The sequence below is a fragment of the Phyllobacterium sp. P30BS-XVII genome (genome assembly GCF_014138335.1).
Classification (GTDB): Bacteria; Pseudomonadota; Alphaproteobacteria; order Rhizobiales; family Rhizobiaceae; genus Phyllobacterium; species Phyllobacterium meliloti.
Window position 1 is genome coordinate 51485 of the sequence record NZ_JACGXO010000009.1, and the last position, 13000, is coordinate 64484.

The following is a 13000-nucleotide window of genomic DNA, read 5'->3' on the forward strand; positions in this document are numbered from 1 at the left end:
GCATCGATGGCAAATGTACATAGCTGGCTGATCGACGACAGCCCCGCCTCGCGGATGCAGGCCCGTCTTGGCCGCCTTTACCGGATATGCGGTGCGCTCTCGCGCAATCCACTGGCGGCTGTCGGTGCGATCATCATTCTCACGCTGATCCTCACGGCAATATTCGCGCCGCTGATCGCAACCCATGATCCGCTGAAGCAGGATCTGGCGCAACGTCTGCTGCCGCCAGGTGGTATCAACTGGATGGGCACGGACGAACTTGGCCGGGATATCTGGTCCCGTGTGGTCTACGGCTCACGCATCACCCTTGTCATCGTCGTGCTGGTGGCCGTTCTTGCCGCGCCCGCCGGGCTAATCATTGGCGCAGTCGCCGGATATTTCGGCGGCTGGATTGATCGCATCCTGATGGGTATCACCGATATTTTCCTGTCCATGCCCAAACTCATTCTGGCACTGGCCCTTGTGGCGGCGCTTGGACCCGGCATCGAAAACGCCATTATTGCCATCGCCATTACCTCATGGCCCGGCTATGCCCGCATTGCCCGGGCGGAAACGCTGACCTTCAAGAATTCAGAATTTATCGCCGCTATCCGCCTGCAAGGCGCTTCCTCGCTGCGGGTTATTCTCGGCCATGTGCTGCCGCTGTGTACCTCGTCAATGATCGTGCGCGTCACGCTTGATATGGCCGGTATTATTCTGACCGCCGCAGGCCTTGGCTTCATCGGCCTTGGTGCCCAGCCACCCCTGCCCGAATGGGGCGCAATGATTGCGCGTGGCCGCTCCTTCATTCTGGATCAGTGGTGGGTGGCGACCATGCCGGGCTTTGCCATCATCATTGTCAGCCTCGGTTTTTGCTTTCTCGGCGATGGTTTGCGCGATGTCCTTGATCCCAAAAGCGGAGAACAGCATTGAGTACTCCCCTGCTTGAGATCGACAATCTGCGCGTCACCTTTCCAACGCCGAAAGGCCCGATTGATGTGGTGCGCGGTATCTCCTTCACCCTTGGCCGCGAGCGGCTCGGCATTGTCGGCGAAAGCGGATCAGGCAAATCGATGACTGGCCGCGCCATCCTCAAACTCATCCGCGCACCCGGCAGGGTCAGCGCCGACACATTCCGCTTTGACGGTATCGATCTGAACACCCAGTCTGAGAAGGCGATGCGCAGTATCCGCGGCGCGCGCATCTCCATGGTGATGCAGGACCCGAAATTCTCGCTCAACCCTGTTATGACAGTCGGTGAGCAGATTGCCGAAGCCCTGCAAACTCACAAGCGTCTGCCACGCCGGGAAACCCAACAGCGGGTGCTTTCCATGCTGGAGGCGGTCCGCATCGCCGATCCGGAACGTGTCGCCACGCTCTATCCGCATGAAATATCCGGCGGCATGGGCCAGCGCGTTATGATCGCAATGATGCTGATCCCGGAGCCTGATCTGCTGATTGCCGATGAACCGACCTCCGCGCTTGATGTTTCGGTGCAGGCGCAGGTGCTTGATATCATTGATGAACAGGTCAAGCGCAAAGGCATGGGGCTGATCTTCATCAGCCATGACCTCAACCTTGTTTCGAGTTATTGCGACCGTATTCTGGTGATGAATACCGGCAAAATCGTTGAGGAATGCAAGGCGGGTGAGCTACGCAGCGCCACGCATCCTTATACGCGTGGGCTGATTGCGGCCATTCCCAGACTGGACGAAACCCGCGACGAACTGCCCGTTCTCGACCGCAATGCATGGGTGGCCCAATGATCGCACTTGCATTGAATAATCTCGACATTTCCTATGGCGAGACGCAGATCACCCACAATATCAGCCTCGATATCAGGGAGGGCGAAAGCTTTGCTTTGGTCGGTGAAAGCGGCTCGGGTAAATCAACGGTTCTCAAAGCCGTTGCCGGTCTTGCGCCGCAATGGACGGGATCAATCACCGCCTTCGGCCAGCCGCGCAGCCATGGCATTGATCAGCATTTTGCCAGGCATTGCCAGATGGTGTTTCAGGACCCCTATGGTTCCCTGCATCCGCGCAAGACCGTTGATGCCATCTTAAGCGAGCCGCTGGCGATCCATGGTATCGGCAGTCAGAACAGCCGTGTTGAGGATATTCTTATCGCCGTTGGGCTCGACCGGAAATTCCGCTTCCGCTATCCGCATCAGCTGTCAGGCGGCCAGCGTCAGCGCGTTGCCATTGCCCGTGCCCTGATGCTTGAACCCAAGCTATTGCTGCTGGATGAGCCAACGTCGGCGCTTGATGTTTCAGTGCAGGCGGAAATTCTCAATCTGCTCAAACGCCTTCGCCGCGAACAGAACCTCACCTTCCTCATGGTGACGCACAACCTGCCCGTCGTATCGTTTCTCTGCGACCGGTTGGCTGTCATGCGCCATGGGCGGATTGTCGAAATAGCCGACGTGGCTGAACTGAAGCGCGGTGCGCTGAAAGAAACCTACTCGCGTGAACTGATGGAAATCAGTGTCGCACATACGGGTTGAAAAACGATCAAGGATCAGGAAATGACACAGGAAGACATAGCAACGGCTTTGGCCGAATTTGACGCTGATATCGCCAATGACACAAGCGCCGACGGCCCATGGCACGCATTGCAGGTGCTGTCGCAAAAGATCATTGGCGCCAAACTGTTCACCATCATGACCGTCGACATGAAGAATGAACTGGCGCGCCGCGAATACACTTCTGATGCCAAGAGCTACCCGGTATCCGGCACCAAGCCGATCCACTATGACCGCTGGTTCGATACGGTACACAAGGACCGCCAGTCCTTCGTTGCCAATACCATTGCCGATATTGCGACGGTGTTTTCAGATCATGAAACAATCTGGGCGCTCGGTTGCGGTTCTGTGATCAATATTCCCGTGGTCATTGCGGGCGAACTGCTCGGCACCGTCAATTGCCTCGATGTCGAGCATCACTATACACCCGAGCGCGTGGAGCTTTCCAAGCTGCTGGCAATCCCCGCCAAGCTGGCATTCCTTGCTGCCAGCAAGGCAGCGTAAAGCCACATATTCCTGCTCGTTCTATGAGCGGGCAGGAATGACCGCCGTTGCCTCGATCTCAACCAAAGCGCGGTCCTCAAGCAGGGCAACAACCTGCACCAGTGTCATCGCTGGAAAATGTCGTCCGAAAACCCGGCGATAGGCTTCGCCCAGCCGCTTCTGCTCGGCCACATAGGTCTTTTTGTCAGTGATGAACCATGTCAGCCGCACAAGATCGGTCGTCTGCGCACCGGCGCTTGCAAGCACATCGACAATATTGCGCATGGCCTGTTCAGCCTGTTCAACAAAATCATCGGTCTCAAAAATCTGGTCCTTGGTCCAACCGATCTGCCCGCCGACAAAGATAACCTTGCCTTCGGCTGCCATGCCGTTTGCATAACCCTTTGCTGCTGGCCAGCCCTGCGGATGTATGATCTCTGCCATTCCGGTTTCCTACCTGATTTCTTTCTGGAATACGTCCTGTGCCTGACGCTGTTACTGATATGCCTTGCGCAACTGGAAGCGCTGGATTTTCCCGGTGGCCGTCTTGGGCAGCGCATCGAGAAACTTGATTGAGCGTGGATATTTGTAGGGCGCTATGACCTGTTTGACATGATCCTGCAACCGCTTGACCGTTTCATCCGTCGCTGCCACATCGGCCCGCAGAACCACATGCGCCTGAACAATCTGGCCACGGGTTTCATCGGGCGCACCGATAACAGCGCATTCGCTGACATCAGGATGCGCGAGCAATGCCGCTTCCACTTCCGGCCCGGCAATATTGTAGCCAGCCGAGATGATCATATCGTCGGAGCGGGCAGCAAAATGGAAATAGCCATCCTCGTCCTGAAAGAATGAATCGCCGGTGAGGTTCCAGCCATCGCGCACATAATTCTTCTGGCGCTTGTCGGCGAGATAGCGGCAGCCGATCGGCCCGCGCACCGCAAGCCGGCCAATTTCGCCGCACGGCACTTCTTTCATCTCCTCATCGACAATCACAGCCTGATATCCGCTAACAGGTTTGCCGGTTTTACCCGGCCCTGAATCCTCCAGCCGGTTACTGATAAAGATATGCAGCATTTCCGTTGCGCCGATGCCGTCAAGCAGCGGCTTGCCGGTCTTCTGCATCCACGCTTCATAGATGGGCGCTGGCAATGTCTCACCCGCCGAAACCGCGATGCGAAGGGATGAAAGGTCAGCACCCTCATTCATCGCCTGCAACATGACGCGGTAAGCGGTCGGTGCGGTAAAGCTGATCGTTGCCTTATAGGTCTCGATAATATCGATCATTTTGGGCGGCGTTGCCTGTTCGAGCAAAGTGGCTGCAGCACCAAAGCGCAGGGGGAAAATCGCAAGACCACCCAGACCAAAGGTGAAGGCCAGCGGCGGGGAACCGACGAAAATATCATCCGGGCGAACACCCAGCACTTCCTTGGCATAGCCATCGGCAATGATCAGCAGATCGCGGTGAAAATGCATCGTTGCCTTGGGCTCACCCGTGGTGCCTGAGGTAAAGCCCAGCAACGCAACGTCATCGCGGCCGGTTTTAACAGCTTCAAAACGAACGGATTTGTCGAGCGCAATCCGGTCCAGTTCCGCCTCGTGATTGGCGGTTCCGTCAAAACCGACGACTTTTTTCAGAAACTTGCTGGATTTGGCACAGCTTTCCATATCTTCAAGCAGGCGCGTATCGCACAGCGCCAACGAGATTTCGGCCTTATCGACGATCTGGGTAAGTTCCCCCACCCGCAGCATCGGCATTGTGTTGACGACGACAGCGCCGACCTTGGTTGCGGCCAGCCAGCAGGCGACCATAGCCGGGTTGTTGGCGGAGCGGATAAGCACGCGATTACCCGGCTCAACACCATAATTTTCAACGAGCGCATGGGCGATGCGGTTGGTCCAGTCGGTCAGTTCCTTATAGGTCCGGCGGCGGCCATTGCCGATCAGCGCCGTGTTGTCGCCGAAGCCCTTGGCGACCATGGCATCCGTCAGTTCCACGGCGGCATTCAGCCATTCCGGGTACTGGAAATTTTCCATCAGCAGTTCAGGCCATTCCTCAAATGGAGGAAGATTATCGCGGGTAAAGTGATCCGTGTGCGCCGATGGTCCCAACATTCTCTTTATCCCCTTGCAAGTTCATGCCTTGCGATGATTATTTTTTGAACGTCCGACGCACCTTCATAGATGCGCAATGCCCTGATTTCCCGGTAAAGGCGCTCGACAACGCTGCCTTTGCGAACACCATCGCCACCGTGAATCTGAACAGCCTTGTCGATCACGCTTTGCGCGCGGTCGGTGGCATAAAGCTTGGCCATGGCGGCTTCCCGGCTGACCCGTTCGGCGCCGCTGTCCTTGAGCCACGCCGCCCGGTAGACGAGCAGCGCCGCCGCATCGATATCAACGGCCATATCGGCGATATGCCCCTGCACCATTTGCAGGTCGGACATCGGCGCACCGAAGAGATGACGACCATTGGCACGGCTGACCGCTTCATCCAATGCACGGCGGGCAAAGCCAAGAGCTGCCGCAGCAACAGTGGACCGGAAAACATCAAGCACCGACATGGCAATACGGAAGCCCTGACCCGGTGCGCCGATCAAAGCGGAGGCTGGTATCCGGCAATTGTCAAAGACAAGCCGCGCCAGCGGATGCGGTGCGATCACTTCGAGACGCTCGGCAATGATCAGCCCCGGCGTGTCGGCAGGTACGATAAAGGCCGAAATGCCCTTGGCAGCATCCGCCTCGCCGGTACGGGCAAAGACCGTATAGACATCGGCAATCCCGCCATTGGAAATCCATGTCTTCTCGCCATTGAGCACAAAATCGTCACCGTCGCGCACTGCCGACAATTCCAGATTGGCCACATCGGAGCCGGATTGAGGCTCGCTAAGCGCGAAGGCGGAGAGCGCTTTACCAGAGCGGGTTTTCGTTAGCCAGAATTGCTTTTGCTCATCTGTGCCGAACAGGGAGAGCGCGCCGGTGCCAAGCCCCTGCATGGCAAAGGCGAAATCGGCCAGCCCATCATGCCGCGCCAATGTCTCGCGAATGATGCAAAGGCTGCGCACGTCGAGCTTACCCATGGCATCAGGATCAACCGCCGTATGCCAGAGCAGCCCGGCTTCTCCAAGCTTTGCGACAAGACTTCGACAGGCGTCATCGGTGTTCTCGTGATCAATATGGCCCGTATTGGCAACCGCCCATGCTTCCACCACATCGGCGAGCTGGCGATGCACATCCTCGAAAAACGGCCATGACAGAAAGCTGCGATCAATCATCTCAATCGCCCTTGAAGACTGGGGTCTGATGCGCGACGAAGGCGTCATAGGCCCGCTGGAAATCCTGCGTCTGCATGCAAAGCGCCTGAGCCTGCGCTTCCGCCTCGATAGCCTGATCGATGGACATGGACCATTCCTGATTGAGCATGGTCTTGGTCATCATATGGCCAAATGCCGGGCCGTCGGCGAGGCGTTTTGCCAGTTTGAAGGCTTCCTCATCCAGCGTTTGCGCATCAACAATCCGGTTGTAAAAACCCCAGCGCTCGCCTTCTTCGGCGGACATGCTGCGTCCGGTGTAAAGCAGGTCGGCAGCCCGGCCCTGCCCGATAATGCGCGGCAGGATCGCACAGGCACCCATATCGCAGCCAGCAAGGCCAACACGGGTAAACAGAAACGCGGTTTTGGCGACAGGTGTGGCAAGGCGCAGGTCTGATGCCATGGCAATGATCGCCCCCGCACCCACACAGACACCATCGACGGCGGCAATAACAGGCTTGCCGCAATGCATGATCGCCTTGACCAGATCACCGGTCATCCGGGTGAACTCCAAAAGGCTTTTCATGTCCATCTTCAGAAGCGGGCCAATAATGTCATGGACATCGCCGCCGGAGCAGAAATTGCCGCCATTGGAGCCGAAAACCACCGCCTTGATGTCATCCGCATAGACAAGCGCACGAAAACAGTCGCGCAGTTCCGCATAGCTGTCGAAAGTCAGCGGGTTCTTGCGCTCCGGGCGATCAAGCGAAATGACTGCAATACCATCGGTCACGCTCCATTTAAAATGGGTGGCCTTGTAATTTGCCATCTCACGCATCGTGTTCCTCCCCGCTATGCAAGCCCTGCGCATGTTCGATTGTATCCAGCGTAGCGAGAAGTCCGGCTGTCACATCCACCGGAAGGCTGCCGAAAATCTCGTTGATCCAGAGTTCATGCGCTGCCGCCATTTTGGCAAACTCATCCCTGCCCCGCTGCGTTAGCCGCACCAGCATGGCGCGTTTGTCGCCAGCAACGGGCACCCGCAGCACAGCGCCATCCGAGACAAGCCGTTCGATAATGCCCGTGACATTGCCGTTTGAGACTCTCAGCGCCGAAGAAAGCTCGCTCATCTTCAGCCCTTCTTCGAACCGGTAGAGCGCGGCCATAACGTCGAAACGCGGCAAGGTCGTATCGAACTCAACCCGCAAGTTCTCGCGGACAACCGCTTCGACATGCTTGGTGGCTTTCAGCATTTTCAGCCAGACGCGCAGGCTCTGCTTCACCTGTTCAGGTTCTGTTTTGCGGGAGGCGGAAGGATTGTTCTTGCTGCTCATACTTCGCCTCCTGAAATGGATATGGCCTGTCCGGTGATCGAGCCGGAATGCGCACCGCACAGCCAGAGCACCGTCTGCGCAATCTCCTGCGGCTGGATCAGCCGTTTCTGCGGATTGGATGCCACAAGTGCGGCGACTGCCTCATCGCGGCTCTTGCCGGTCTTTTGCATGATGGTCTCGATAGACCGCTCCAGCATGGGCGTTTCGGTGAACCCCGGACAAACAGCGTTGACCGTAATACCGGTTTTCGCCAGTTCCAGCGCCAATGATTGAACAAGCCCGATAACACCATGCTTGGCCGCGGCATAAGCAGCCACATAGGGATAGCCCTTCAAACCAGCCGTCGAGGCTATGGCAATCAGCCGCCCATTATTTTTCGTCAGCATGGCAGAGAGCGCATGCTGGAAGGTCAGGAAAACACCGGTCAGATTGAGATCAATCTGGCTTTGCCATGTTTTCAGATCCAGCTTCTGGAAGGGTGTGCTTGTTGCCGAACCCGCATTGGCAATCGCAATATCGAGTGAACCTGTTTCGCTCTGGATACGCTCAAACAGGAGCCGGGAGGATTTCTCGTCGGTTACATCCACAGCGAAGGGAATGATCTGTTTTGATTGCACGGCTATTTCATTGAGCGCTTCGATGCGACGGCCCGCAATCACAACCCGTGCGCCCTCACCCGCCAGTGCAAGCGCTATGGCTGCTCCGACGCCCGAACCGCCACCCGTGACCAATGCAATCTTACCTGCGAGCGACTGTTCCATTTAAGCGCCCTCAATGGGAGCGATGACTTCAGCGCGCTCCGCCAGACGGTAGATTTGATCACGTCCGGGATAATAGGGTTTTGGCCAGCTCACGCCCTTATCACCCAGCGCCACCGCCGCATGTAAAGTCCAATAGGGATCAGCCAGATGCGGGCGGGCAAGACAGACAAGATCGGCACGTCCGGCGAGCAGGATCGAGTTGGCATGATCGGGTTCGTAAATATTGCCGACAGCCATGGTCGCCATGCCCGTTTCGTTGCGGATGCGGTCCGAAAACGGGGTCTGGAACATGCGGCCATAGACGGGCTTGGCATCGACTGATGTCTGGCCCGCCGAGACATCGCATATATCGACACCGGCCTCTTGCAACATGCGCGCGATCTCAACGGCATCCTGCGGTGTGATGCCTTTATCCCCCATCCAGTCATTGGCGGAAATGCGCATCGAAATGGGCTTTGCCGATGGCCAGACGAGACGAACCGCCCGGAAAATTTCGAGGGGATAGCGCATGCGGTTTTCCAGCGAACCGCCATATTCATCCGTGCGATTGTTCATCACGGGGGTAATGAACGACGAGAGCAAATAACCATGCGCCGCATGGATTTCCAGCATGTCAAAACCGGCTCTCTCAGCCATTTCAGCGGAGGCAACAAACTGGTCACGCACACGATCCATGTCGGCGCGGGTCATTGCCGTGGGTGTCTGATTGTCGGGAGACCAAGCCAGATCAGACGCGGAAAGCACCGGCCAGTTGCCGTCGGGCAAAGGCACATCCGTTCCCTCCCAGCCGACGCGTGTCGATCCCTTCGCGCCGGAATGGCCAAGCTGGCAGCTGATTTTCGCCTCGGTTTCCGCGTGGACAAAATCGACAATCCGCTTCCATGCCTGTTCATGTTCGGGCGCATACATGCCGGTGCAACCGGGGGTGATCCGCCCCTCCGGGCTGACACAGGTCATCTCAATGGTTACGAGGCCAGCGCCGCCCTTGGCGCGCTCGCCATAATGTACGAGGTGCCAGTCGGTGGGCGTGCCATCAACGGCCTTGTACTGCGCCATTGGCGAGACGACGATGCGGTTTGTCAGTGTCATGTCGCGCAGTTTGAACGGCGCAAACATTGGCGCGCGGCGCATTCCCTTTTTTGCGCCGGCCTTTTCCTGAAACCAGCCTTCCGCGCTTCCCAGCCAGTCGCGGTCACGCAGGCGCAAATTCTCGTGACTGATGCGCTGCGAACGGGTGAGCAGTGAATAGTTGAACTGCACCGGATCAAGCTCGAAATAGCGCTCGACCTCCTCGAACCACTCAAGCGAATTGCGCGCGGCCGATTGCAGACGCAGCACCTGCAAGCGCCGCTCATCCTCATATTTGGCGAAGGCGTCCGCAATGGATTTTTCCGCATGGAGATAGTTGGCAAGGGCAATCGCACTTTCCAGCGCCAGTTTTGTGCCCGAACCAATGGAGAAATGCGCCGTGGCTGCCGCATCGCCCAGCAACACCACATTGTCAAAAGACCATTTTTCACACAGAACGCGCGGAAAACTGATCCACGCGGAGCCGCGAATGTGATTGGCATTGGTCATCAACGCATGACCACCAAGATATTTGGCAAAAATCCGCTCGCAGACTACAATCGACTCCTGCTGGTTCATGCTGCCAAAGCCGAACTTGTCCCATGTCTCCTGACTGCACTCGACAATGAACGTCGCCGTATCGCCGTCAAACTGATAGGCATGCGCCCAGACCCAGCCGTGCTCGGTTTCCTCGAAAATAAAGGTGAACGCGTTGTCGAACTTCTGGTGTGTACCAAGCCAGACAAATTTGCATTTGCGCGTATCAACCTCAGGCTTGAAATGTTCAGCGAAAACCGCACGGGTGCGCGAGTTCAGGCCATCGGCAGCAACGACCAGATCATAGGTCTTCGCCAGCGCCGGGATATCTTCAACAGGTGTTTCGAACTGCAGGTTTACACCGAGTTCACGGGCACGATCCTGCAGAAGCATCAGCAGTTTCTTGCGCCCGATACCGCAAAAGCCGTGTCCGGTTGAAACGGTTTCGGTCTGCTTGAAGTGAACCGCGATATCATCCCAATAGGCAAAGTGTGCGCGGATCGCATCAGCACTCACCGGGTCGTTGGCGGCAAGGTTGGCCAATGTCTCGCTTGAAAGCACGACGCCCCAGCCGAATGTGTCATCAGGCTTGTTACGCTCGATCACGGTGATGTCGTGGCTGGGATCGCGCAGCTTCATGCTGATCGCGAAATAGAGACCGGCGGGTCCTCCTCCAAGGCAAGCGATCTTCATCAGGCATACTCCCGTTAAACCCTACTCATCGTGTCACCGCATCAAAATAATTTCAAGCATGAAATTTCAAGCTTGAATAATTTTCAATTTATGGGGATAGTCAGGTCAAGCAGAGCAAACTGCAGGGGGGATGCGATATGGAAAACTATATCCAAACCGAGGTGAAGGATGGTTATGCCATCCTGACACTGACGCGCCCCGATGCACGCAATGCGCTCAACACCAGTATGCTCAAGCAATTGGCCGAGAGCCTCCAGCGCTTTGATCGCGATCCAGAGATTCGCACGATCATTCTGACGGGCGCCGATGGCAATTTCGCTTCCGGCGCCGATATTGGCGAGATTGCCGACAAGACGGCCGTCGACGGCGTACACGATCTGAGGCTGCATTCATGGGAAGCCATCGCAAGGGTGCGCAAACCGCTGATTGCAGCTGTCGAAGGCTATTGTCTTGGTGGCGGCTTTGAACTGGCGCAGCGTTGCGATCTGATCGTAACCGCCGACAATGCAACATTCGGACAACCGGAAATCCGGCTTGGCCTTATTCCGGGAGCGGGTGGGATTCAGCGGCTAACATCTCTCCTGGGGAAATCCCGTGCCATGCGCCTGCTGCTAACCGGCGAAACGATCAACGGCGCGGAGGCTTTCGAATGGGGTATAGCATCCCACAAGACCACGCCGGGAATATGCCTTGCAACCGCCGAAGAGATTGCGGCAAAACTTGCCAAAGGTGCAACGCTTGCCCAGCAATTCGTCAAGCAGGCGGTGTTGACAGCCACCGAAGACCACAACGCTTTGGCATTGGAGCGTCGATCCTTCGAACTCCTGCTTTCCACCGATGACAAGGCCGAGGGCATCGCCGCATTCCGTGCCAAACGCCAAGCTGACTTCAGGGGGCGCTAATGGCTCATCCGGTCAACATCATTGGCATTGTCGGTGCTGGCACCATGGGCCGGGGTATCGCCCATCTGATCGCACGATCCGGCATAAAAACAATTCTGCATGATATGCAGGAGGGCATGGCTGCAAAAGCCAAAGCCACGATCCTTGCCGAGATTGACCAGCGTATTGCGCGCGGTAAATCGACAGAAGGCGAGCGCGATGCGTGCGCCGGGAATATCATCATCGCCGAAACATTGAATGATCTGGCGTCTGCACAATTGGTTGTCGAAGCCATCATCGAGACGCTGGAAGCCAAGGCTGTGCTGTTTCAATCATTGGAAGCGATCTGCACCCCGGATTGTCTGCTCGCCACCAACACATCCTCACTTTCCGTCGAAGCAATCGCGCGCTCCATCCGGCATCCCCAACGGTTTGCCGGACTGCACTTTTTCAATCCCGCTCCGCTGATGAAACTGGTCGAAGTTATAGCCGGTTCACAGACCGAAACAGGCGTCACAACGAAACTATCCGGGCTGGTTGTGGCGCTCGGGAAGACGCCGGTCGAGGTGCGCGACAGTCCGGGGTTTCTGGTCAATCGTTGTGCCCGTCCCTTTTATGGCGAAGCGCTTCAACTGCTTGAAGACGGCGTTGCCGACGCCATAACCATCGATGCCTGTCTTAAATCATCAGGTGGTTTTCCTCTCGGGCCATTCGAGCTGATTGACCTTGTCGGTACTGATATCAACCTTGCCGCAACGAAATCCGTGTGGGAAGGGTTTGAGCGGTCTCCACGCTTCAAGCCTTCGCCGCTTCTCGAAGACATGAAGGCCGAGGGCAGACTAGGCCGCAAAACCGGCAGCGGGTTCTTCACTTATCCCCGGCAGGACAATGTTCATTCTGTTGATAGCCACATATCGACTGTTGAAGCGTTGAAACGGCAGTTGGAGACGCGCACCGGCGTTGCCGTTCATCTGAGCGATGGCCGCACTGCACATGAGCTTGGTGCAGCGAACCACCAACCCACCATGGTGCTGGACCGGCAGATCGGCAATTGGCGCGGTCCCGTGACGCTTGCCTTCGCGCAACATGAGCTGAGAGACGCCGATATTCAGTCCATAGCGCTGCAAGCCAAGGCGCTCGGTGTCGAACTGCATGAAATTGCGGATGCACCGGGGCTCATCTTCCTGCGCGTGGCAGCCATGCTGATCAATGAAGCCGCTTTTGCATTTGATCAGGGGTTGGCCACGACAACGGGAATTGATACCGCACTGAAACTCGGCCTCAATTTTCGGCATGGCCCGCATGAAATGCTGGATACGCTTGGTTTACCCGCTGTTAGCAATACGCTTGAGCGATGCGGTCAAATCCATCCTTCTGGCCGATACGATCCGTGTCCGGCTCTAACCCGTTTTGTGGAGGAAAAGACAATACAGAATTAGAGCACGCAACACTTGCATCGAAGATCAATTTGCAATTGAGATGAACCATA

Annotated in this window: 13 protein-coding genes; 6 read left to right on the top strand and 7 right to left on the bottom strand. The window is 56.8% G+C overall.

Annotated features, from left to right (window positions below):
- Positions 1–6: 6 nt before the first annotated feature.
- The 4 genes from FHW17_RS21340 to FHW17_RS21355 are packed head-to-tail and all read left to right on the top strand — an operon-like array spanning position 7 to position 3004.
- On the top strand, positions 7–912 hold the full coding sequence (locus tag FHW17_RS21340; protein WP_112525579.1) for an ABC transporter permease: 906 nt from the start codon (positions 7–9) through the stop codon (positions 910–912).
- The gene (locus FHW17_RS21345; RefSeq protein WP_112525576.1) at positions 909–1745 is read left to right on the top strand and encodes an ABC transporter ATP-binding protein; all 837 of its coding nucleotides are present in this window, start codon (positions 909–911) and stop codon (positions 1743–1745) included. Before FHW17_RS21340 ends, FHW17_RS21345 begins: the two co-directional genes overlap by 4 nt.
- Complete coding sequence (locus tag FHW17_RS21350; protein WP_112525574.1) at positions 1742–2482, top strand: ABC transporter ATP-binding protein; 741 nt, start codon at positions 1742–1744, stop codon at positions 2480–2482. Before FHW17_RS21345 ends, FHW17_RS21350 begins: the two co-directional genes overlap by 4 nt.
- A 21-nt stretch (positions 2483–2503) precedes the next feature.
- Positions 2504–3004 carry a GAF domain-containing protein gene (locus tag FHW17_RS21355; protein ID WP_112525572.1) on the top strand — a complete coding sequence of 167 codons (501 nt, stop codon included), beginning with the start codon at positions 2504–2506 and terminating at the stop codon, positions 3002–3004.
- 21 nt (positions 3005–3025) lie between these two features.
- Here the strand turns inward: FHW17_RS21355 and FHW17_RS21360 are convergent, their stop codons facing one another.
- From FHW17_RS21360 to FHW17_RS21390, 7 genes are read right to left on the bottom strand one after another with little or no spacing between them, the layout of a single operon-like run.
- Positions 3026–3427 (bottom strand): RidA family protein, encoded by a 402-nt coding sequence (locus FHW17_RS21360; RefSeq protein WP_112525570.1) that lies wholly within the window; start codon positions 3425–3427, stop codon positions 3026–3028.
- Between the two features lie 51 nt (positions 3428–3478).
- Positions 3479–5101, bottom strand: a complete 1623-nt coding sequence (locus FHW17_RS21365) for an AMP-binding protein (RefSeq protein WP_112525568.1) — start codon at positions 5099–5101, stop codon at positions 3479–3481.
- A gap of 5 nt (positions 5102–5106) precedes the next feature.
- Positions 5107–6261: an acyl-CoA dehydrogenase family protein gene (locus FHW17_RS21370; RefSeq protein WP_182510780.1), complete on the bottom strand. Its 1155-nt coding sequence runs from the start codon at positions 6259–6261 to the stop codon at positions 5107–5109.
- 1 nt (position 6262) lies between these two features.
- Positions 6263–7075: an enoyl-CoA hydratase family protein gene (locus FHW17_RS21375; protein WP_112525564.1), complete on the bottom strand. Its 813-nt coding sequence runs from the start codon at positions 7073–7075 to the stop codon at positions 6263–6265.
- A complete protein-coding gene (locus FHW17_RS21380) occupies positions 7068–7571 on the bottom strand; it encodes a MarR family transcriptional regulator (protein WP_112525562.1) in 504 nt (167 codons plus the stop codon). The genes FHW17_RS21375 and FHW17_RS21380 overlap by 8 nt, the downstream gene beginning before the upstream one ends.
- Entirely contained in the window at positions 7568–8332 is a 765-nt protein-coding gene (locus FHW17_RS21385) for an SDR family NAD(P)-dependent oxidoreductase (protein WP_112525560.1), read from the bottom strand. The genes FHW17_RS21380 and FHW17_RS21385 overlap by 4 nt, the downstream gene beginning before the upstream one ends.
- Positions 8333–10630 (bottom strand): bifunctional salicylyl-CoA 5-hydroxylase/oxidoreductase, encoded by a 2298-nt coding sequence (locus tag FHW17_RS21390; protein ID WP_112525558.1) that lies wholly within the window; start codon positions 10628–10630, stop codon positions 8333–8335.
- A gap of 137 nt (positions 10631–10767) precedes the next feature.
- Between FHW17_RS21390 and FHW17_RS21395 the strand changes: the two genes are divergently transcribed.
- On the top strand, positions 10768–11532 hold the full coding sequence (locus tag FHW17_RS21395) for an enoyl-CoA hydratase-related protein (protein WP_112525556.1): 765 nt from the start codon (positions 10768–10770) through the stop codon (positions 11530–11532).
- Positions 11532–12950, top strand: coding sequence for a 3-hydroxyacyl-CoA dehydrogenase NAD-binding domain-containing protein (locus FHW17_RS21400; RefSeq protein ID WP_182510781.1), 1419 nt, complete (start codon positions 11532–11534; stop codon positions 12948–12950). Before FHW17_RS21395 ends, FHW17_RS21400 begins: the two co-directional genes overlap by 1 nt.
- The last annotated feature ends 50 nt before the right edge of the window (positions 12951–13000 follow it).

What these genes read in the sequence shown, in the direction of transcription:
- FHW17_RS21340 (WP_112525579.1), top strand. Translation starts at nt 7, where the DNA reads ATGGCAAATGTACATAGCTGGCTGATCGACGACAGCCCCGCCTCGCGG.
- FHW17_RS21350 (WP_112525574.1), top strand. Translation starts at nt 1,742, where the DNA reads ATGATCGCACTTGCATTGAATAATCTCGACATTTCCTATGGCGAGACG.
- FHW17_RS21355 (WP_112525572.1), top strand. Translation starts at nt 2,504, where the DNA reads ATGACACAGGAAGACATAGCAACGGCTTTGGCCGAATTTGACGCTGAT.
- FHW17_RS21360 (WP_112525570.1), bottom strand. Translation starts at nt 3,427, where the DNA reads ATGGCAGAGATCATACATCCGCAGGGCTGGCCAGCAGCAAAGGGTTAT.
- FHW17_RS21365 (WP_112525568.1), bottom strand. Translation starts at nt 5,101, where the DNA reads ATGTTGGGACCATCGGCGCACACGGATCACTTTACCCGCGATAATCTT.
- FHW17_RS21370 (WP_182510780.1), bottom strand. Translation starts at nt 6,261, where the DNA reads ATGATTGATCGCAGCTTTCTGTCATGGCCGTTTTTCGAGGATGTGCAT.
- FHW17_RS21375 (WP_112525564.1), bottom strand. Translation starts at nt 7,075, where the DNA reads ATGCGTGAGATGGCAAATTACAAGGCCACCCATTTTAAATGGAGCGTG.
- FHW17_RS21380 (WP_112525562.1), bottom strand. Translation starts at nt 7,571, where the DNA reads ATGAGCAGCAAGAACAATCCTTCCGCCTCCCGCAAAACAGAACCTGAA.
- FHW17_RS21385 (WP_112525560.1), bottom strand. Translation starts at nt 8,332, where the DNA reads ATGGAACAGTCGCTCGCAGGTAAGATTGCATTGGTCACGGGTGGCGGT.
- FHW17_RS21390 (WP_112525558.1), bottom strand. Translation starts at nt 10,630, where the DNA reads ATGAAGATCGCTTGCCTTGGAGGAGGACCCGCCGGTCTCTATTTCGCG.
- FHW17_RS21395 (WP_112525556.1), top strand. Translation starts at nt 10,768, where the DNA reads ATGGAAAACTATATCCAAACCGAGGTGAAGGATGGTTATGCCATCCTG.
- FHW17_RS21400 (WP_182510781.1), top strand. Translation starts at nt 11,532, where the DNA reads ATGGCTCATCCGGTCAACATCATTGGCATTGTCGGTGCTGGCACCATG.